The sequence below is a fragment of the Streptomyces sp. NPDC001002 genome, from assembly GCF_053599215.1.
In genome coordinates this window covers 84,757-103,782 of record NZ_JBSFLV010000014.1, presented here as the reverse complement: position 1 = coordinate 103,782, position 19,026 = coordinate 84,757, and the positions used below count along the sequence as shown (strand labels likewise).

General features: G+C 71.4%; 19 protein-coding genes. 9 read left to right on the top strand and 10 right to left on the bottom strand.

Going from position 1 to position 19,026, the window contains the following annotated elements; all coding sequences use genetic code 11:
• Positions 1–118: 118 nt before the first annotated feature.
• The 3 genes from ACWDR3_RS09930 to ACWDR3_RS09920 all read left to right on the top strand — a co-directional run bounded on the left by ACWDR3_RS09930 (position 119) and on the right by ACWDR3_RS09920 (position 3,705).
• Positions 119–1,495, top strand: coding sequence for a serine/threonine-protein kinase (locus tag ACWDR3_RS09930; RefSeq protein WP_450351963.1), 1,377 nt, complete (start codon positions 119–121; stop codon positions 1,493–1,495).
• A 177-nt stretch (positions 1,496–1,672) separates the two neighbouring features.
• On the top strand, positions 1,673–2,365 hold the full coding sequence (locus ACWDR3_RS09925) for a DUF4232 domain-containing protein (RefSeq protein WP_450351962.1): 693 nt from the start codon (positions 1,673–1,675) through the stop codon (positions 2,363–2,365).
• An 83-nt stretch (positions 2,366–2,448) separates the two neighbouring features.
• Complete coding sequence (locus ACWDR3_RS09920) at positions 2,449–3,705, top strand: arsenic transporter (RefSeq protein WP_450351967.1); 1,257 nt, start codon at positions 2,449–2,451, stop codon at positions 3,703–3,705.
• 12 nt (positions 3,706–3,717) lie between these two features.
• Here the strand turns inward: ACWDR3_RS09920 and ACWDR3_RS09915 are convergent, their stop codons facing one another.
• Positions 3,718–5,580 carry an RICIN domain-containing protein gene (locus ACWDR3_RS09915; protein WP_450351961.1) on the bottom strand — a complete coding sequence of 621 codons (1,863 nt, stop codon included), beginning with the start codon at positions 5,578–5,580 and terminating at the stop codon, positions 3,718–3,720.
• A 426-nt stretch (positions 5,581–6,006) separates the two neighbouring features.
• Complete coding sequence (locus tag ACWDR3_RS09910; protein WP_450351960.1) at positions 6,007–6,927, bottom strand: helix-turn-helix domain-containing protein; 921 nt, start codon at positions 6,925–6,927, stop codon at positions 6,007–6,009.
• Positions 6,928–6,990: 63 nt separating this feature from the next.
• Here ACWDR3_RS09910 and ACWDR3_RS09905 point away from each other — a divergent pair, with 63 nt between their 5' ends.
• Positions 6,991–7,809, top strand: coding sequence for a phytanoyl-CoA dioxygenase family protein (locus tag ACWDR3_RS09905; protein ID WP_450351959.1), 819 nt, complete (start codon positions 6,991–6,993; stop codon positions 7,807–7,809).
• A 19-nt stretch (positions 7,810–7,828) separates the two neighbouring features.
• On the opposite strand, the gene ACWDR3_RS09900 is transcribed toward ACWDR3_RS09905, so the two are convergent.
• The 3 genes from ACWDR3_RS09900 to ACWDR3_RS09890 all read right to left on the bottom strand — a co-directional run bounded on the left by ACWDR3_RS09900 (position 7,829) and on the right by ACWDR3_RS09890 (position 9,885).
• A complete protein-coding gene (locus ACWDR3_RS09900) occupies positions 7,829–8,797 on the bottom strand; it encodes an aldo/keto reductase (RefSeq protein ID WP_450351958.1) in 969 nt (322 codons plus the stop codon).
• Between the two features lie 80 nt (positions 8,798–8,877).
• On the bottom strand, positions 8,878–9,417 hold the full coding sequence (locus ACWDR3_RS09895; protein WP_450351957.1) for a flavoprotein: 540 nt from the start codon (positions 9,415–9,417) through the stop codon (positions 8,878–8,880).
• A gap of 9 nt (positions 9,418–9,426) precedes the next feature.
• Positions 9,427–9,885 (bottom strand): nuclear transport factor 2 family protein, encoded by a 459-nt coding sequence (locus tag ACWDR3_RS09890; protein WP_450351956.1) that lies wholly within the window; start codon positions 9,883–9,885, stop codon positions 9,427–9,429.
• A 139-nt stretch (positions 9,886–10,024) separates the two neighbouring features.
• On the opposite strand from ACWDR3_RS09890, the gene ACWDR3_RS09885 reads away from it, so the two are divergent.
• Positions 10,025–10,576, top strand: coding sequence for a TetR/AcrR family transcriptional regulator (locus tag ACWDR3_RS09885; protein WP_450351955.1), 552 nt, complete (start codon positions 10,025–10,027; stop codon positions 10,574–10,576).
• Positions 10,577–10,627: 51 nt separating this feature from the next.
• On the opposite strand, the gene ACWDR3_RS09880 is transcribed toward ACWDR3_RS09885, so the two are convergent.
• Both ACWDR3_RS09880 and ACWDR3_RS09875 read right to left on the bottom strand, forming a co-directional pair.
• Positions 10,628–10,822 carry a ferredoxin gene (locus ACWDR3_RS09880; RefSeq protein WP_450351954.1) on the bottom strand — a complete coding sequence of 65 codons (195 nt, stop codon included), beginning with the start codon at positions 10,820–10,822 and terminating at the stop codon, positions 10,628–10,630.
• A gap of 13 nt (positions 10,823–10,835) precedes the next feature.
• A complete protein-coding gene (locus tag ACWDR3_RS09875; RefSeq protein ID WP_450351953.1) occupies positions 10,836–12,035 on the bottom strand; it encodes a cytochrome P450 in 1,200 nt (399 codons plus the stop codon).
• A 272-nt stretch (positions 12,036–12,307) separates the two neighbouring features.
• Here ACWDR3_RS09875 and ACWDR3_RS09870 point away from each other — a divergent pair, with 272 nt between their 5' ends.
• Complete coding sequence (locus tag ACWDR3_RS09870; RefSeq protein WP_450351952.1) at positions 12,308–12,760, top strand: nitroreductase family deazaflavin-dependent oxidoreductase; 453 nt, start codon at positions 12,308–12,310, stop codon at positions 12,758–12,760.
• Between the two features lie 90 nt (positions 12,761–12,850).
• Here ACWDR3_RS09870 and ACWDR3_RS09865 read toward each other — a convergent pair whose 3' ends face one another.
• The gene (locus ACWDR3_RS09865) at positions 12,851–13,768 is read right to left on the bottom strand and encodes a cation diffusion facilitator family transporter (RefSeq protein WP_450351951.1); all 918 of its coding nucleotides are present in this window, start codon (positions 13,766–13,768) and stop codon (positions 12,851–12,853) included.
• Positions 13,769–14,029: 261 nt separating this feature from the next.
• Between ACWDR3_RS09865 and ACWDR3_RS09860 the strand changes: the two genes are divergently transcribed.
• Positions 14,030–14,341, top strand: a complete 312-nt coding sequence (locus ACWDR3_RS09860; RefSeq protein WP_450351950.1) for a DUF4235 domain-containing protein — start codon at positions 14,030–14,032, stop codon at positions 14,339–14,341.
• 32 nt (positions 14,342–14,373) lie between these two features.
• Here the strand turns inward: ACWDR3_RS09860 and ACWDR3_RS09855 are convergent, their stop codons facing one another.
• Both ACWDR3_RS09855 and ACWDR3_RS09850 read right to left on the bottom strand, forming a co-directional pair.
• Positions 14,374–14,838, bottom strand: coding sequence for a pyridoxamine 5'-phosphate oxidase family protein (locus tag ACWDR3_RS09855; protein WP_450351949.1), 465 nt, complete (start codon positions 14,836–14,838; stop codon positions 14,374–14,376).
• Between the two features lie 99 nt (positions 14,839–14,937).
• The gene (locus ACWDR3_RS09850) at positions 14,938–15,660 is read right to left on the bottom strand and encodes a helix-turn-helix domain-containing protein (protein WP_450351948.1); all 723 of its coding nucleotides are present in this window, start codon (positions 15,658–15,660) and stop codon (positions 14,938–14,940) included.
• Positions 15,661–15,786: 126 nt separating this feature from the next.
• Here ACWDR3_RS09850 and ACWDR3_RS09845 point away from each other — a divergent pair, with 126 nt between their 5' ends.
• Both ACWDR3_RS09845 and ACWDR3_RS09840 read left to right on the top strand, forming a co-directional pair.
• Positions 15,787–17,295, top strand: coding sequence for an APC family permease (locus ACWDR3_RS09845; RefSeq protein ID WP_450351947.1), 1,509 nt, complete (start codon positions 15,787–15,789; stop codon positions 17,293–17,295).
• An 11-nt stretch (positions 17,296–17,306) separates the two neighbouring features.
• Positions 17,307–18,941 (top strand): amidohydrolase, encoded by a 1,635-nt coding sequence (locus tag ACWDR3_RS09840; RefSeq protein WP_450351946.1) that lies wholly within the window; start codon positions 17,307–17,309, stop codon positions 18,939–18,941.
• The last annotated feature ends 85 nt before the right edge of the window (positions 18,942–19,026 follow it).

Here is a 19,026-nt window from a genome sequence, read left to right as displayed (position 1 = left end):
GGTGAGCAGGGAGTCCAGCGCCGCCGGGTCGCCCGCGGCCGCGGCGCGGGCTAGGTCCTCGGTCGGCGGTACCAGGTGCTGTGCTCGGGGTCGGTCCACGACCAGGCATGATAGTCGCATGCATTTCGTCGAGCGGATCGGCCGCTACCGCCTTGAGCGGCGCCTGGGCACGGGCGCCTTCGGCACGGTCTGGCTCGCCTGGGACGACGAGCTCGAAGCGCCGGTCGCGGTCAAGGTCCTCGCCGACAACTGGAGCCATCGGCTCGACGTCCGCGAACGGTTCCTGGAAGAGGCCCGGATGCTGCGCCGGGCCGGCTCCAACCGAGTGGTGCAGGTCTACGACATCGGTGAACTGCCGGACGGCAGGCCGTACTTCGTCATGGAGTACGCCGACGGCGGCACCCTCGCCGATCTGCTCACCGGCGGCCCGCTGCCGGTGTCCGACGCGTTGCGGCTGACGGCGCTTGCCGCCCGGGGCGCGGCGGCCCTGCACGAGGCGGGGATCGTGCACCGGGACATCAAGCCGAGCAACGTACTGCTGCGCTCCTCCCCCGGCGGCAGCCCGCGGGTGCTGCTGGCCGACCTCGGTCTCGCCAAGAGCCTGGCGCAGGCGTCCGGGCTCACGCTGGCCGCCGGGTCGGCCGGCTACCGGCCGCCCGAGCAGGCCCAACCCGGTATGGGCATCGACACCCGGGCGGACGTCTACAGCCTGGGCGCGGTCGGCTACCACTTGATCACCGGCACGTTGCCGGGCGAACCCGGGCACGTCGTCCGTCCCGACCGGCTGCGCCCGGATCTGGACCCGGATGTCCAGCGGGCCCTGCTGCGTGCCCTGGAGCCGGACCGGGAGCGGCGGTGGCCGGAGGCCCTGGCGTTCGCGGAGGAGCTGGAGCGGCTCGCCTCGCCCGTGCGCAGGGCCCGCCCGCGCCGCAGGACGGTCCTGACGCTCGTCGTGGCCGTCGCCGTGCTCGCGGCCACGGGCACCGCGCTGGCGCTGGTCGACCGGGACGGCGGGACCTCGGACGGACAGGACGTCCGGGTCGCGGACACGACCGGCCGGGTCACGGCGGAGGTCCCGCGCTCCTGGGACCGCCAGTTGCGCGACTCGGGGTGGGATCCGAAGGCACTCGGACTGCCCACCGGGCACGAGCCGGGCTTCGCGGTCGCCGACGACCTGACGGCGTGGCCGGACCTGAAGGCCGGGGTGAACGGCGTGTTCGTCGGCCTGAGCGAGCACGGCGACCTCCCGAAGGCGGTGGCCGCGCTCACCCACACGGGTTGCTCCTACGACGGCTCACGGACCTACGAGGGCGCGCGCTGGCACGGCACGCTCCGCACCTGGAGCGACTGCCCGGGCAGCGAGGGCTCCCTCACCGAAGCGGCGCTCGCGCCCGCCTCCGGCGCGGCCGAGCCCCAGGTCTACGTACAGATCCGGCAAAAGAGCGCGACCCCGTCGGTCGACCACGTCCTGGCGTCCGTACGTATCGGGGACTGACACGGATCGGGTGCCGGGGACGCACACGGATCACCTGGCGGGGACTCGTACGGATCCCGCCGGAACTCGTCCGAACTTTTTCGTCCGCTCGCGCATCGGACATACATGACGGGGCACACAGCGCCCGTACGCACACGCCTGGTCGTGTGCGAGGAGACACCAGGAGTGTTGAGGAAGATGGCGAAGAACTCTCCCGCCCGCCGCCGGGCCGCCCTGCTCGCGAGCGCGGTCGCCGTACTGGGTCTGCTGACGGCGTGCGGCAGCGAGAACGGCACCGCGAGTTCGCCGAGCACCCTGTCGGGCACGGCGGGACCGGCCACCGACGGTTCCGGCTCCGACTCCCCCGCCGAGTCGCCGAACGCCACGCAGTCCGGTTCCTCCTCGGACACCGGCTCCTCCTCCGGTACCGGCACCACCCCCTCGGAGGGCGTGTCGGCGTCCGGCAGTGTCAGCACCCGTTGCCACACCTCCCAGCTGCGCGCGAGCGTCGGGAAGAACGACCCCGGGGCCGGTCAGGAGAACTTCCCGATCGTGCTGACCAACACCGCCTCCCACACCTGCACGGTCCGCGGCTATCCGGGCGCCGCGTTCGCCGACTCCTCGGGCAAGCAGCTGGGCCCCGACCCCAAGCGCTCCTCGGGCACGCCGGAGACGGTCACGCTGGACCCGGGCCAGAGCGCGTGGGCCGGGCTGACGTTCTCGAACCCGGAGGTCAGCGGCGCCAAGGCGGCGACTCCGGCGACGCTGGTCGTCACCCCGCCGGACGAGAAGGACCCGCTCAAGGTGAACTGGACCGGAGGCCCGGTGCCCGTCTCCGGGAACTCGTCCTCGTCCTTCCTGACGGTGCTCAGCCCGGGTTCCGGCGCGTGAACCGCCTGGGGTGGCGTGCGGACTTCTTACTTCCGGCTGTTTTCATGGACGTTCCCGCTCCGCCCCACCGCTAGGACCCCGCTCTGAACACCCCGCTGGCCGAATCCCTGTCCGTGGCCCTGCTGGTCGCCGTGCTCGCCTTCGCGGTGTTGCGGCCCAAAGGGCTGCCCGAGGCCGTGGTGGCTGTGCCCGCCGCGGGGCTGGTGATCGTCGCCGGCGCGATCTCGCCGGCGCACGCCCTGGACGAGATCCAGCGGCTCGGGCCGGTGGTGGGCTTTCTCGCGGCCGTACTGGTGCTGGCCCATCTGTGCGATGTCGAGGGGTTGTTCCAGGCGTGCGGGGCGTGGATGGCCCGCCGGTCCGCGGGCTCGCCCGGGCGGCTGCTGGCCGCGGTGTTCCTGCTCGCCTCGGTGATCACGGCCGTGCTGAGCCTGGACGCCACCGTGGTGCTGCTGACGCCGGTGGTGTTCGCCACCGCCGCCAGGGCGGGCGTCCGCGCCAAGCCGCACCTCTACGCGTGCGCCCACCTGTCGAACACGGCCTCCCTGCTGCTGCCGGTGTCCAACCTCACCAACCTGCTGGCGTTCGAGACGAGCGGGCTGAGCTTCACCCGGTTCGCGGCGCTGATGGCGCTGCCGTGGGTGGCCGCGATCGGCGCGGAGTATCTGATCTTCCGGCGGTTCTTCGCCGAGGAGCTGTCCCTGTCCGAGCTGCCCTCCGAGCCCGGCGAGGAGCCGGAGCTGCCGCTGTTCGCGCTGATCACCGTGGGCTGCACGCTCGCCGGGTTCGTCGTGACCTCCGCGGTCGGCATCGAGCCCGCCTGGGCCGCGTTCGCGGGAGCGCTGGTACTGGCCGTCCGCGCGCTGGTACGGCGGCGGGAGACCCCGCTGGCGGTCCTGCGCGCCTCGTCCCCGGCCTTCCTGGCCTTCGTGCTCGCCCTCGGTGTCGTGGTGCGCGCGGTGGTCGACAACGGACTCGCCGACGCCCTCGACCATGTGCTGCCCAAGGGCTCGGGCCTGCTCGCGCTGCTCGGCATCGCCGTACTGGCCGCCGTACTGGCGAACCTCATCAACAACCTGCCCGCGGTCCTCGTCCTGCTGCCGCTCACCGCCGCGGCCGGACCGGGAGCGGTCCTCGCGGTGCTGCTCGGGGTGAACATCGGCCCGAACCTGACCTACGCGGGATCGCTGGCGACCCTGCTGTGGCGGCGCATCGTGCACCGCCACGACGAGGACGTGGCCCTCGGGGAGTTCACCCGGCTCGGGCTGCTCGCCGTACCGGCGTCGCTCCTGTCGGCCGTGGCAGCGCTGTGGCTGTCGCTCCAGGTGGTCGGGGGCTGAGCACCGAACCGGTCAGTGGTGGCCGCCACCACCGCCACCGCCACCGTTGCCACCACCGCCGTAGCCACCGCCTCCACCTCCGCCGTAGCAGGCGTACGGGTTGTAGTAGCAGTACTGGTCGATGGGGTTCGTGGTCGTCTGCGAGGGTGTCGGCGTCGGCTGGGCGGTCGTCGGGGTCGCGGACGGCGTCGGCGTGGGGGACGGCTTGGCCGCCTTGGGGGTGGGCGAGGCCGTGGGTGTGGGCGTGCGGTCGCTCGCGGCGTCCCAGTTGACCACCTCCATCTGGAGGTCGGCCTTCGAGGTGTCGAAGACCCAGCGCTGGGCGGTGCTGTCGTCGCGGGTCTTCAGGACCAGGGCGCCGGACCCGTCGGTGGCCGCGGCGGTCAGCGCCAGGTCCTGGTCCCAGCGCGGCACCAGGGTGCCCTGCAGGGTGAAGTCGTAGCGGATGTCCTTGGCGTCCTTCGCGTCCACGCCCGTGCAGGGGGCGAGCTGCACCTCGTAGCCGAGGTGGGAGTCCAGGCACAGGCCCGGATCGTCGCCGCTGCGCAGCCGTCCGTCGGTCTCGTACGACCACTGCTGGACCGCCGCCGTGGAGCAGGGCGCGAGTTCGGCCTCGGCGCCCTTGACCGCCTTCTTGCCGACGACGGTGACGCACAGCCCGGAGTCGACGTTGTGCAGCCGTCCCTGCATCGAGCCGCCGGCGTTCGCGCCCGTGCCGACCCAGGACGGGTTGCCCTCGGTGCTCTTGCCGGTGCCGGGCGAGTCGGCGGGCTGGCCCGCCTCGGAGGTGGTGTGTCCGTCGTTGGAGTCGAGTGAGGACCACACGACCAGCGGCAGGACGATCAGACCGCTCACCGTCAGGACGGCGGCGGTCAGGTTGCGTCTGCGGGCGGCGGCCCGGCGGGCGGCCTTGTGGGCGGAGCGACGCGAAGCCCTGCGGGTGCCGGTGCGCGGCCCGGCGCCGGTCGCGGTCGGGACGGTGATGAAGGGCTCGCCGGCCATCGCCGGGCGCTCGCCCTCCGCCTCGGCGGCCGTGCCGTCGTCGTGGACGAACCGCGACTCGACGTAGGCGCGGGCACCCCAGCCGAGCACCGCCTCGGCGAGTGCGAGGCCGAGTCCCTGGTTGAACTGGCCCAGCTGGTCGGCGGTGTGGCGGCAGTGCTTGCACCCGGCGAGGTGGGCGGCGAGGTCGGGGTCGACGTCCATCCCGCCGCGCCGGTAGGTGACGTCGAGCATCCGCTGATAGCGCCGGCACTCCTGCTCGGGCGCGAGTTCGCGGTGGACCTGGAGGCACTCCTCGCGCAGCCGCTCGCGGGCCCGGCGCAGTTCGACCCGGGCGTCCTCCTCCTCGAATCCCAGCAGCGCGGCGGGTATCGCCACCGGCTCCGACTCGACGTCCGCGTGCCACAGCAGGCAGCGGGCCGACTGGGGCAGCCGCTGGAAGGCGCCGGACAGCAGCCGCCGGTTCGCGGGCGGCAGCAGCCGGGCGGCCACCCGGTCTCCCTCGCCGGGCCGGGACCGCAGGTCGGGGTGGAGGAGTTCGCGGCCGCGCTCGGTGTCCCATTCCGCGGCGATCCGCCGCATGGTGACCAGCAGTTGGGGCCGCCATGCCGCGGAGGGTCCGGTCTGGCGCAGGGTCTCGCCGAACAGCCGGGTGAAGGCCGCGGTGGTGAGCATGCCCGCGGCGCGGGCGTCGTACGTGCACAGCCTGGCGTACGCGAAGGCCGCCTCCCAGTGCCGGTCGAGGAGTTCACCGACAGGTTGCAGCGCGGGTGTCGCCCCGGTCCACTTCTTCAGTTCGGCACTCAGTTGCTCGTCCGTGACCTCGAACTGGCTGACCGATGTGGGGGAATTCGACAGACCGGCGTCATTCACGGCTGCATTCCTCTCGAGGCATGCGACTTCAGGTCCATACCGGGCGGTATGGGGATTCGTCGACAAAGCGACGAGATCCACTTGTACGGGATTCGGTACCCCCAACACCTCCCGGGAACAGCCCTTATGAAGCCTGGGAGTGAACGGGAGAGACCTCGTACGCACAGCGGAATGCTTATTGTCCGTGCGCCGACAGGGCACACCTTTGCACAGGTCAGCGAACCGGAACAAGGGATCTCGCGGATTCGTGCTTTGCGTTCTCCGAGATGGCATTTGACGAATCGTCAAGCAGGACCCCTGAGAGATGACCGATGAATCCGAGCGCTAATTGGCAATGGTATTCACTTGACCCCGCACCGAACACTCCGCGAACCATTGACCAGGGGTTCCACCACCCACACCTCGGCTCCCACCGGGTGACTCCCGTCACTCGCCAACCATTGAACCGCCCGCCCGGTAGGCACCCGGCGGCAGTCCAAAACGTTCGCGGAACACCCGATTGAAGTGGAACGCGCTGACGAACCCCGAAGCGGCCGCCACCCGGTCCACCGACAGGTCCGTGCTTTCCAACAACCGCGCGGCATGCCGCAGCCGCGCCTCGCGCAGCGCCCGCATCGGGGACCGGCCGGCCTGCGAGGTGAACAGGTGGGCGAATCGGGAGGGCGAGAGAGAAGCGGTCTCGGCGAGCGAACGGACGGTGTGCGGGGCGCCCGGATCGGCGTCGATCAGCTCCTGCGCCCGGCGCACCCGGGGGTCGACACCCGACGCGGGCGCGATCGGCCGGGCGGTGGCGGCGGTGAGCAGGACGATCTCCTCCAGGGAGGTCAGGGCGAGTTCCCGAGCGGCGGTCGCATGGGCCACGGTGACCCTTTCGTCCCCCGACACGCCGACGGGCGGCGCCTGGCTCCCCGTCCAGCGGGCATCGGAGTGCATCCGCCGGAACGCGCTCTCGACCCGGCCGCGCAGTTCCGGCGGGGTGGGGGTGACGACGTACAGACCGTCGCCCGTGTCGTACGGGCGCAGCCAGGGCGGCCAGGACGGCCGTGCCACGCAGTGCGCCCACCAGAACTCCCAGCGCGAGGCGCCCGGTTCGACGGCGTACTGGTGCGGGACGCCCGGCGCGAGCACCACCAGGTCCCCCACCCCGGCCCGCGCCTCGCTCCCGCCCTGCCGCAGCCGGCCGCCACCGTCCGTCGTCCAGATGAACAGCCAACTGTCGGCGCCGCGGGGCCGGTTCACGCCGTAGCCCTGGGGCTGGTCGTAGCGGCCGACCACGACCAGGCCGGGCGGTGGCGCCGGGTCGCCGGGGGCAGCAGTCTCAGGCAATCGGTCAGCGTTCACGGACATCCCCTTCGTACGCGCGGCGGCCTAGCGTGACAGGCAAGGACCACCACACCGAGGAGTGCACGCATGACAGTCACAGGCAACGGCACCGCCGACCCTCCCATCCTGACGCAGGAAGGACTGGAGGGCTTCCGCGAGGACGGGTTCACGGTCGTGCGGGGGCTCTTCGGGTACGACGAGATCGACCGGCTGTGCGCGGAGTTCGCGGCGCTGCACGCGGCCGGACCGATACCGGGGCACTTCCAGCCCCGCCCCGGATCCGACCCGCTGCACACCCACCCGCGCGTGATGCAGCCGCACGAGATCAACGGGCTCGCACGGCGCGTCCTGCTCGACGCACGGCTGGGGTCCGTGCTGGAGACGCTGCTCGGCGAGGAGGTGCTGGCCGCGCAGAGCATGTTCTACTTCAAGCCGCCCGGCGCCCGGGGGCAGGCGCTGCACCAGGACAACTTCTATCTGCGGGTCGAGCCGGGCACCTGCGTGGCCGCGTGGGTGGCCTGCGATGTGATCGACCGGGACAACGGGGGGCTCGAAGTCGTCCCCGGTACGCACCGGATGGACCTGTTCTGCCCGGAGGAGGCGGACGAAGGGGTGTCGTTCGCGCGAGAGTACGTTCCGCCGCCGCCGGGGCTCGCGGCCGTGCCGGTCGATCTGGCGCCCGGGGACGTCCTGTTCTTCAACGGCAGCCTGGTGCACGGCTCGCAGCCCAACGGCACAGCCGACCGGTTCCGCCGCTCGTTCATCGGCCACTACGTGGGGCGGTCGGCCGAGCGGATCGGCGCGTACTACCGGACGGTGTCGATGAGCGGCGACCGCGTGCTGCTCGCGGAGAGCGAGGGCGCGGGGCCGTGCGGCACGGAGTTCGCACCGCACGGGCCCCATTGAGCGCCCGTCGTCGACGAGGTCAGTGGCCGATGATGGGGTGCGGAGCGTAGGGCTGCTCCAGCTCCTCCAACTCCTTGTCGCTGAGCTCCAGTTCGACGGCCGCCACCGCGTCCTCGATGTGCTGCGGCTTGCCCGCACCGACGATCGGGGCCGCCACCGCGGTCTGCCGCAGCAGCCAGGCGAGGGCGACCTGGGCGCGCGGCACCCCGCGGTCGCCGGCGATGCGGGTGACGGCCTCGACGACGGTGCGGTCGCCCTCGGCGTAGAGGCGGCTGCCGAAGTTGTCGTTGGCGCTGCGCTCGGTGACGGTGCCCCAGTCCCGGGTGAGCCGGCCGCGGGCGAGCGGGCTCCAGGGCAGGGCGCCGACGCCCTGGTCGGCGCAGAGCGGCAGCATCTCGCGCTCCTCCTCGCGGTAGAGGAGGTTGTAGTGGTTCTGCATCGACACGAACTTCGTCCAGCCGTGCCGCTCGGCGGTGTACTGCATCTTCGAGAACTGCCAGGCGTACATCGAACTCGCCCCGATGTAGCGCGCCTTGCCCGCCTTCACCACGTCGTGCAGCGCTTCCATCGTCTCCTCGACCGGGGTGTGCGGGTCGAAGCGGTGGATCTGGTAGAGGTCGACGTAGTCGGTGCCGAGCCGGCTCAGGCTGTGGTCGATCTCGGTGAGGATCGCCTTACGGGAGAGCCCGCCGCCGTTGGGCCCGGGCCGCATCCGCCCGTGCACCTTCGTCGCGAGCACGACCTCGTCGCGGTTCGCGAAGTCGCGCAGCGCCTTTCCGACGATCTCCTCGCTGGTGCCGTCGGAGTAGACGTTCGCCGTGTCGAGGAAGTTGATCCCGGCCTCCAGCGCCTGCCGGATCAGCGGACGCGAGGCCTCCTCGTCGAGGGTCCACTCGTGCACACCCCGGTCGGGCAGCCCGTAGGTCATGCAGCCCAGACAGATCCGCGACACGTCCAGACCCGTCGAACCGAGCTTCACGTACTGCATCTTCGCCGCTCCCGCCTTCGAGACGATGTACTGATTCGGAGCGTACGTCGTCCCCCGCCGGGATCACGGCCCGGCGGACGTCAGGGCCCCGACCGCTCCAGAAGGTCCAGTGCCCGCTCCCACCCGAACTCAGGCCGCAGGCCGTCCTCCCCCACCTCGCCGGAGTAGGGCTCGCCGAACCGGACGCCCATCCCGCGCAGCCGGTTCAGGCTGTCTTCGTAAGCCGGGTGGACGGTCAACGCGTCGGCCACGCACGGGAGTACGGCGACCGGCACGCCGAGGCCGTACGCCTCGCAGAGGGTGGCGACGGCGAGGGTGTCGGCCAGGCCCGCCGCCCATTTGTTGATCGTGTTGAAGGTCGCCGGAGCCACCACGACCGCGTCCGGCGGCGGGAAGGGGCGTGGATCGCCGGGCATCCGCCAGGCGGAGCGGACGGTCCGGCCGGTCTGCGCCTCCACGGCGGCCCGGTCGAAGAAGCCGGCATCCGCGACGGGCGTCGCGATGACCCCCACCTCCCAGTCCCGCTCCCGTGCGGCCGTGATCAGCCTGCCGACGTCGGCGGCGATCCCGGCGGCGCAGACGACGACGTAGAGGAAGGGTCTCGGGTCCGGTTCCGTCATCCGGGAACCCTACTCAAGCGGGAAGGTCTCCCCGCGTTCGGCCTCGGGGCGCGGGCCGTGGATGCGGCGCTGCTTCTCCTCGATGGGCACGTCGTTGATGCTGGCCTCGCGCCGGGTCATCAGGCCGTGCTCGTCGAACTCCCACAGCTCGTTGCCGTAGCTGCGCCACCACTGGCCGTCGGCGTCCTGGCACTCGTACTGGAAGCGGACCGCGATGCGGTTGCCGTCGTAGGCCCACAGGTCCTTGCGCAGGGCGTACTCGCGCTCGCGGGCCCACTTGGCGGTGAGGAGCTCGACGATCTCGGCGCGGCCGGTGACGAAGGTGTCGCGGTTGCGCCAGACCGAGTCCTCGGAGTAGGCGAGCGAGACCTTGTGCGGATCGCGGGTGTTCCAGGCGTCCTCGGCGGCCTGGACCTTCTGCGCGGCGGTCTCGCGGGTGAACGGGGGCAGGGGCGGGCGATCGGCCATGGGGTTCCTCCTCGACGGACGGACTGGTGCGGGCGAACTGGTGCCCACAGCATGGGAGAACGTGCGTTCTCCGGCTGGCTGCTACCGTAGGAGAACGCACGTTCTCACGTCAAGGAAGGGTCGTACGGAGATGGCCGTCATGGACAGCGCAGTCGCCCGGGAGCAGGCGCTGGACGCCGCCGAGGAGCTGTTCTACGGGCGGGGCATCCAGTCCGTCGGCATGGACGACGTGCGCGGCGCTTCGGGCCTCTCGCTCAAGCGGCTCTACGGGCTGTTCCCGGCGAAGGAACAGCTGGTGGAGGCGTATCTGGAGCGGCGGGACGTGCGCTGGCGCGGGCGGCTCGCCGCGTTCGTGGCCGAGCGCGAGGATCCCGAGGAGCGGGTCCTGGCCGTCTTCGACTGGCTGGAGGGGTGGTTCGGCGAGGACGGGTTCCGGGGGTGCGCGTGGATCAACTCCTACGGGGAGCTGGGCGCTACCTCTGCCCGCGTGACGGCTCAAGTGCGGTCGCACAAGCGGGAGTTCAGGAATTATCTCGCCGGTCTCGTGGCGGATGCCGGGCTGCCCGAAGCCCTCGCCGGACAGCTGTTCCTGCTGGCCGAGGGGGCGATGGTCAGCGCCGGCATCCAGCGGAGCACGGAGCCCGCGCGGGAGGCGCGCGAAGCGGCGCGGCTCCTGCTGCGGGCTCGCTGAACGTTCCCGCTGCGGGCTTGCCGAGCTCTCCCGCCGCGGGCCCGCCGAGCCTCAGCCGTCCGACACGGCGATCGCGCTCACCGGGCAGGCCCGGGCGGCCTCCCGCACCATCGGGTCGCCGCCGCCGTCCTCCTGGCCCGGCAGCAGCGTGCTGAATCCGTCGTCGTCCTGGGTGAAGACCTTCGGGGCGGCCAGGGCGCACTGGCCCGCGCCGATACAGACGTCCTTGTCGATGTCGATGTGCATGACCGTCAGCCTCTTACCAGGTCACGGGGAGTTCCAGCATCCCCTGGATGGTGTCGCCGGGTTTGAAGGGGATCTCCTCCGCCGGGACGGCCAGCCGCAGGGTGGGCAGCCGGTCGAAGAGGGTGTGCAGGGCGATCTCCAGCTCGGCGCGGGCAAGGTTCTGGCCGAGGCACTGGTGGATGCCGAAGCCGAACGCCACGTGGTGACGGGCCGGCCGGTGCCAGTCGAAGGTGTCGGGGTCCTCGTAGACGGCGGCGTCGCGGTTGATGACCGCGGTCGAGAAGAGCACCGGGTCGCCGGCCCGGATGGTCGTGCCGCCCGCCTCGATGTCCTCGGTGGCCCGGCGCAGCAGTCCGTCCGCGATCGACAGCATCCGCATGAGCTCCTCGACCGCGTCGGGCAGCAGCTCGGGCCGCGTGCGCAACTCGGCGAGACGTTCGGGGTGTTGGAGCAGGGCGAAGGTGCCGAGCGAGATCATGTTGGCGGTGGTCTCGTGGCCCGCGATCAACAGGATGGTCGCGAACGAGATGACCTCGCTGCGGTTCAACTCCCCCTCGCGCAGCTTCTCGTGGACGAGTTCGTCCAGTACGCCGTCGCCGGGCTCCGCCTGCTTCAGCTTCGCGTCGATCAACTGCTCGAAGTACGCGTCCAGTTGATCGCGGGCGTCCTGTACGTCGGAGACCTTCGGGCCGCGCAGCAGCCGGCGCGACTGCCCTTCGAAGAACTCGTGGTCGGCGTAGGGGACGCCGAGCAGCGCGCAGATCACCATCGACGGCACGGGCAGCGCGAAGGCGCTCACCAACTCTCCGGGCGGCCCCTGCGCGATCATCGCGTCGAGCCGTTCGTCCACGATCCGCTGGATCTCCGGGCGCAGCGCGGCGGCCCGCCGGAGAGTGAAGCTGGGGACCATCATCCGGCGCTGGGTGTGGTGTTCGGGGTCGTCGTAGCCGAGCAGCGCGGCCTTCCGGTCCTTGCCCACGGTGAAGCGCACGTTGGGCGCCGGGAAGTCGGGGTGGGAGCGGTCGCTGGACAGGCGCTGGTCGGCGAGCAGGCTCCGGGCGAGCGTGTGTCCCGTGACCAGCCAGGCCTTTTTGCCGTCGTAGAGGGTGATCCGGGTCAGCGGGCGGTCGGCGCGCAGCGGGTCGTAGGCCGTCGGCGGGTGGTAGGGGCAGGTCCGGTCCTGGGGGAAGGCGACAGGTTCCGTTTCCGTCATGGGAAGACCTCGCAGACGAAGGGTGCGTCGTGCAGATCTTCATTAGATGCCCGGGGCATCTATGGAACGACGTCAAGTTCGGCCAGATGGACGCCGGGGGTTTTCTGGCCGGGGATGATCGCTCAGGAATCGAAAACCGGTCACGGCATCGGCCGTACGGGTGCCTCCGATGGGGCGCGGGGCAGGGGGCATGCGGTAGGGATGATTACCGCTCGCGATGCTGTTGTGGCTGAGCGGCAGGAAACCGTAGACACGACGATGGGACGGATGCCATGCCTCTTGAGGGCGAGTACGAACCCAGCCCGGCGCAGTGGGTGCGTGACCAGGTGGAACTGTTCGAGAGTTCCGGCGGCGCCAAGGGGAACACCCTGCGGGACACCGGACTGCCGGTGATCGTACTGACGACTCTCGGCGCCAAGAGCGGCAAGATCCGCAAGACGCCGCTGATGCGCGTCGAGCACGACGGTCTGTACGCGGTGGTCGCCTCCCAGGGCGGGGCGCCCAAGCACCCGGTCTGGTACCACAACATCAAGGGCGAGCCGCGTGTGGAGCTCCAGGACGGGCCGGAGCCGGTGGACATGATCGCCCGCGAGGTCACCGGCGCGGAGAAGGCCGAGTGGTGGGAGCGGGCCGTCGCGGCCTATCCGCCGTACGCCGACTACCAGAAGAAGACCGACCGGCAGATTCCGGTCTTCGTGCTCGAACCGGTCGCCGGGAACGCGTGATCCTCGTACCGACGCACACCCCCTGACCTGGGTTCGAAAAAAATCTTCGGTCAGGGGTGCATGACCGCGGTGTCCCCGGGCACGCGTGCGTCAGGCCCCGCCGCGTTCCCCCGTCGCGGCGGGGCTCTCCGCTGCCTCGCGGGCCTGCCGGTCGGTGATGTCCAGGAAGATCTGGTCCGCCTCGGACACGGCGTCCGAGATGGTCTGCTTGATCCGCACGGAGACGTCCTCGACCACCTCGCTGTCCAGACCGCCCACCAGATCCACCCGGGCCGCCACCAGTGCGGAGTCGAGGCCCGTCTTCATGGTGAACAGCGCTTCCACGCTGTCGATCTCGGGCTGCTCCTCCAGCAGTTCCCGGATCCGGTCCGCCGCCTCCGGGTCGGCCGCCTCGCCGATCAGCTGGTCACGGGCGTCGCTGCCCAGGCGGTAGGCGACGAAGACGAGCAGCGCGCCGATCGCCATCGAGGCCGACGCCTCCCACACCACCTGCCCGGTGACCATGTGCAGCGCCATCCCGGCGGCGGCCAGCGTCACACCGAGCACCGCGGTGCCGTCCTCGGCGATGACCGTACGCAGCGCCGGGTCGCGCAGTCCGCTGCGGCCGCCCTGCCGATGCGCCTGGTGCAGGGCACGGACCAGCGAGACGCCCTCGGCTACGAAGGCGACGCCCAGCACGATCAGGCCCATCACGTACCCGCTGTGTTTCTCCTCAGCGCCGTTCCTGAGGGCCTCGAAGCCCTGGAAGAAGGAGAAGCAGCCGCCCATCACGAAGATCCCGACGGCGGCGAGGAGCGACCAGAAGAAGCGTTCCTTGCCGTAGCCGAACGGGTGGCGCCGGTCGGCGGGGCGGCGGCTGCGACGAAGCGCGGCCAGCAGGAAGACCTCGTTCAGGCTGTCGGCCACGGAGTGCGCGGCCTCCGAGAGCAGCGCCGGCGAACCGGCGAAGAGTCCGCCGACCGCCTTGGCCACGGCGATCACCAGGTTGGCTGCGAGCGCCACCAGCACGGTGACGCGGGTCCGGCTGTCGGCGTTCTTCGCGGATGTTTCGTCAGAGGTCTCCTCAGAGGCTTCCCCGGGTGTCTTGTCGGACGTTTTGTCGGATTCCTGTGCAGATGCTGTCCCAGTCACCCTCGCCGACTGCCCCTGAGCGCGCCGCTCACACGGCGTGGGCGGCCGATTCCCCGGGATCGGGTGTGCCCACGGCCTCTACCGGACACCCGGCTTCGATGACACCGTCGGCATCGACCTTCCGAAGGAGAGACACACGTGGCCAAGACGATCAAGCGGAAGAAGCTGAAACTCCCCCTCGGCTACAAGCCACTCGGCTTCGCCCTGGGCTGGGCGAGCGGGACCCTGGCCGGCCTCGCCTTCCAGAAGACGTGGCAGGCGATCCGGCACGAGGACAACGCGCCCGACGCCCTGGACCGGGACCGCGGATGGACGGAGGTCCTGGTGGCGGCCGCGATCCAGGGCGCCCTGTTCGCCGTGGCCCGCAGCGCGGCGGACCGAGCGGGCGCGACGGCCGTGCACCGTAGGACCGGCGTCTGGCCGGGCGACGGCAAGGGCGGCAGGGACTGACCGGCCGCGGGCGCGGCCGGCAGGACGCGGGATCAGTCGGCCACCAGCCACTTCCCGTCCCGCATCAGCTCGCGCCCGTCCAGTTCGTCCGCCTCCCGCCAGGCCTGCACGCGCTGCGGGAACACCCTGAAGTACAGGTAGGAGGTGGTCAGTCGGCGCGGGTCGAAGCCGGTCTTCGCCGCGAACAGGTCGCCTTCCTGCTCGGAGAGATCCTCCGGCGTCACTGTCTCGACGGTCCCCTCGATCATGACCACGTCCCGGGTCGGGCCGATGCCCAGGCGCGTGACGCCGGTCGCCGCGAGGTTGCGGCCGGTGGGGCTGCCGGCCGGGGTGGCGAGCAGCAGCGCCGAGCCGTCCCAGCGGAAGGAGAGCGGGACGAGATACGGCGCACCGCCGTCGGGCGCCGCGGAGGCGACCCAGACGTCCTCGTCGTGTTCGAGCCGACGGAGCGTGTCCTGCTTGCGCTGTTCGGGATCGCGCGCGGGTGGCCGATTCATTGTCGTACGTCCTCCTCGGATAGGCCGACCGATGGCCTGATCACCGTCGGTCCGTGCGCTGTCAGGGCTATGACGGCCGGGCGTCCGCCGATGTGACCGTCAACCGTCCTCCCCCTCCGCCCGGATCTCCGCCAGCCGCGCCGCCGCCGCGCTGAGCAGCAGGTCCAGGGCGGCGGGGTACGAGCTGCGCGGCATGTCGGCGACGAGGTGGCGGGCGGTGGCGGCGATGTGCGGGTGGGTGGCGGCGGGCAGCCTGGCATACGTCGCCCGCCACACGCCCACCTCCGCCTCGCGGGCCGCCTTCGGCATCGCGAGGCTCGCCGAGTCGAGGGCGCCGAAGGCGAGGCACTGGTCGACGAAGGCGTGGTAGATCCGCACGGCCTCCGCGTCGGGGAAGCCTGCGCCGCGCACCACGCCGAGGATCGCCTCGACGGCCTGGATCTCGTGCACCCGCCCGGTCACCCGGTACGAGCTGAGCACGGCCGCCCTGGGCTGGGCGAGGGCGCCCGCGTGCATCCGCAGACCGAGGTCGCGCAGGTCGGCACGCCAGTCGCCGGTGGGGTGCCAGGTGCGCAGAGTGCGCCCGATGAGTTCGTCGGCGACGGCGAGCAGCAGATCGTCGGTGTGCCGGAAGTAGCGGTACAGCGAGCTGGGGTCGGCACCGAGGGCGCGGCCGAGGCGGCGCACGGACAGAGCGTCCGCGCCGTGCTCCTCGATCAGCCGCAGGGCCGTCTCGACGATCAGCTCCTCGGACAGGACGACCCCCGCCTTGGTGGGACGCCTGCGCCGCCGGTCGGCGGCCGGGACGACTCGCTCGCTCATGGACTGCCCCCCTGGGCCCGTGCCCGTACCTTATGACAACACCGTTGACCTGTTAAGTGCACGGGCAGTTTCATGTGCGGTCACCGGGGCCTGTCAGGTCCCCCAGGTGCGAGCGGAGACCCGCCCATGATCGAGAAACCCTACGGAGCCGACCCACCCACACGGCCGGACTCCGAGCTGCGCCGGTCCCTCGGCCTACTGGACGGCATCGCGGTGGCCGCCTCCAGCACGGCCGCGACCACCACCATCGGCATCGGCCTGGGCGTCACGGCCGGGGTGGTCGGACTGCATCTGCCGGCGATCATGCTGCTGGCGTTCCTCCCGATCGTGGGCATCGCGGGCGCCTTCTCCCGGCTCAACCGGGTGGAGCCGAACGCGGGCAACGGCTATGTGTGGGTGGGCCGTTCACTCAGTCCGTGGCTCGGCTTCATGGTCGGCTGGGTGAACATCGTGGCGACGGTGGCGTTTTTGGCCTACACGACCGCGGTCACCGGCTCGGCGCTGATCCAGCTGGCCGGTGACGCCGGCGTGCACAAGGTCGGCCCGCTCACCCTGGACGCGGGCTCGACCGCGCAGACGACCGCGATCGGTGTCGTGGTCCTGCTCGCGGTCACGCTCACCGCGGTCACCGGCATCCGCACCGCCGCACGGCTCCAGAGCGGACTGCTGATCTTCGAGTACGTCGTCCTGCTCGGGTTCTGCGGATACGGCATCGTCACCGGCCCGCACGCCTTCAGCCTGAGCTGGTTCGATCCGTTCGCCGTCCCCTCCGCCTCCGCCCTCGCCCAGGGGCTGCTCCTCTCGGTGTTCTGCTACTGGGGTTTCGAGGCCGCGTTCAGCGTCAACGAGGAGGTGCGCGACCCGCGGGACGCCTCCCGGGCAGGCTTCATCACCCTGTTCACCATGCTGGCGCTGTTCCTGATCGGCTCGGTGGCCTTCCAACGGGTGCTGTCCGAACCGGAGTTGGTCGGACACGGCGCCGAGGGCCTGGCGTTCTTCGGCGACCGCCTCGCTGGCCAGCCGCTGGCCGCGCTGCCGCTCGTGGCGCTGATGTTCTCGGCCGTCGCCTCACTGCAGGCCGGGGTGATCCCGACGGCCCGCGCGATGTTCGCGATGAGCCGGGACCGTACGCTCGGGCCGGTGTGGTCCAAGGTCAGCCCGCGGTACGGGACTCCGGCCGCCGGCACCCTGCTGATCGGCGCGCTGGCCGCGGCCGTCGCGGCCCTCGCCCTGGTCATCCCGCGCCTCGCGGACCTGATCATGGCGACGGTGAGCGCAGTGGGGATCGTGGTCGCCCTGTCGTACGCGCTCACTGCGCTGGCGGCCGCGGTGCGCTTCCGCTCGTTGCTGCGCGAGGACCTGAAGGAAGGCATACGCGCTGTGGTGCTGCCGGCGTTGAGCGCCACCGCGCTGCTCGGCCTGGGCGGATATCTCGGCTGGTCCTTCTACACCTCCGCCGACCATCTCGAACTCAGCGCGGACAACGGCTGGTTCCTGCTGCTCACCCCGCTGGTGATGATCGCGTCGGGCTTCGTGGCCGCCGCGTGGTCCAAGTGGGTGCGCAGGTCACCGTACTTCCGCACGGGCGAGGGCACCGACGCCGACGCCCCCCATCTGCTCCCGACACCCCACTAGGAAACGCGACCATGCACGCAGACCTTCTCTTCACCGGCGGCCCCGTCCTCACCCCCGAGGGCCGCACCGCGACCGCCGTGGCCGTCAGCGGCGAGCGCATCGTCGCCGTGGGGCGCGACGAGGTCCTGGATCTCGTCGGACCGCGCACCGAAGTCGTCGACCTGGCAGGGCGGTTGCTGCTGCCCGGCTTCCAGGACGCGCACGTCCACCCGCTGCCGGCCGGTCTCGAACTCACCCGCTGCGACCTGACCGGGACACGGACGGCCGCCGAGACCGTGGCCGCCGCGCGCGCGTACGCCGACGCCCATCCGGAGCAGGAGTGGATCACCGGCGGCGGCTGGTCGATGGAGGCCTTCGAGGGCGGTGTGCCGACGAAGGAGCTGCTGGACGCGGTGGTGCCGGACCGGCCGGTCTATCTGCCCAACCGCGACCATCACGGCGCCTGGGTCAACAGCCGCGCCCTCGAACTGGCGGGCATCACCCGGGAGACCGCGGATCCGGCCGACGGGCGCATCGAGCGGGACGGTTCGGGCGAGCCGGTCGGCACACTGCAGGAAGGCGCGATGCAGCTCGTCGGCCGGCTCACCCCGCCCGCCGACGCGGCCGACCGGCTGGCCGCCCTGTTGCACGCGCAGCGCCATCTGCACGCGCTCGGCATCACGGCCTGGCAGGACGCGCTCGTCGGGGAGTTCCTCGGCATGGACGACCCGTCCGGCGCGTATCTGGCGGCGGCCCGGGACGGCTCGCTGACCGCGCGGGTCGTCGGGGCGCTGTGGTGGGACCGCGAGCGCGGGGCCGAGCAGATCCCCGAACTCGTGGAGAAGCGGGCGGAGTTGAGCCACGGGCGGTTCCGCGCGTCGAGCGTCAAGCTGATGCTGGACGGGGTCGCCGAGACCGGCACCGCCGCGCTGCTGGATCCCTACCTGGACAAGTGCGGTTGCGTGACCGGCAATCGAGGGACCAGCTTCATCGACCGGGCTCAACTCCCGGAGTACGTAAGCGCGTTGGATGCTCTCGGCTTCCAGTGCCACTTCCATGCCCTCGGTGACCGTGCCGTGCGCGACGCGCTGGACGCGGTCGAGGCGGCGCGGGCCGCGAACGGACCGAGCGACACGCGACCCCACCTGGCGCATCTTCAGGTGGTCCACCCCGACGACGTGCCGCGTTTCGCCCGGCTCGGCGCCGTCGCGAACATCCAGCCGCTCTGGGCGGCCCACGAACCGCAGATGGACGAGTTGACCATCCCCTTCCTCGGAGCCCAACGGGCCTCGTGGCAGTACCCGTTCGGAGCGCTGCTGCGCTCCGGCGCCCGGCTCGCGGCGGGCAGCGACTGGCCCGTGAGCAGCCCCGATCCGCTCCAGGGAATCCATGTGGCGGTCAATCGCGTGGCGCCCGACGGCGGCGACACGCCGGTGTTCCTGCCGGCCGAACGCATCGGACTCGCCGAGGCGTTGACGGCGTACACGGCGGGCTCGGCGTATGCGAACCATCTGGACGAAACCGGTCAGGTGCGGGTGGGAGCGCTCGCGGATCTCGTGGTGCTCGACCGCGATCCGTTCGACGGGCCGACAGAGGCGATCGCGGAGACGCGGGTCGCGGGGACATACGTGGGGGGCGCGCGAGTATACGCAGCTCAGGAGGTGTAGGCAGTAACCCAGATCACGGACAGGTCACGTGTTGATCGTTTAGGTTTTGGGCAGTCTCGTACCGCTTCTAGGTTCAACTTTCGGC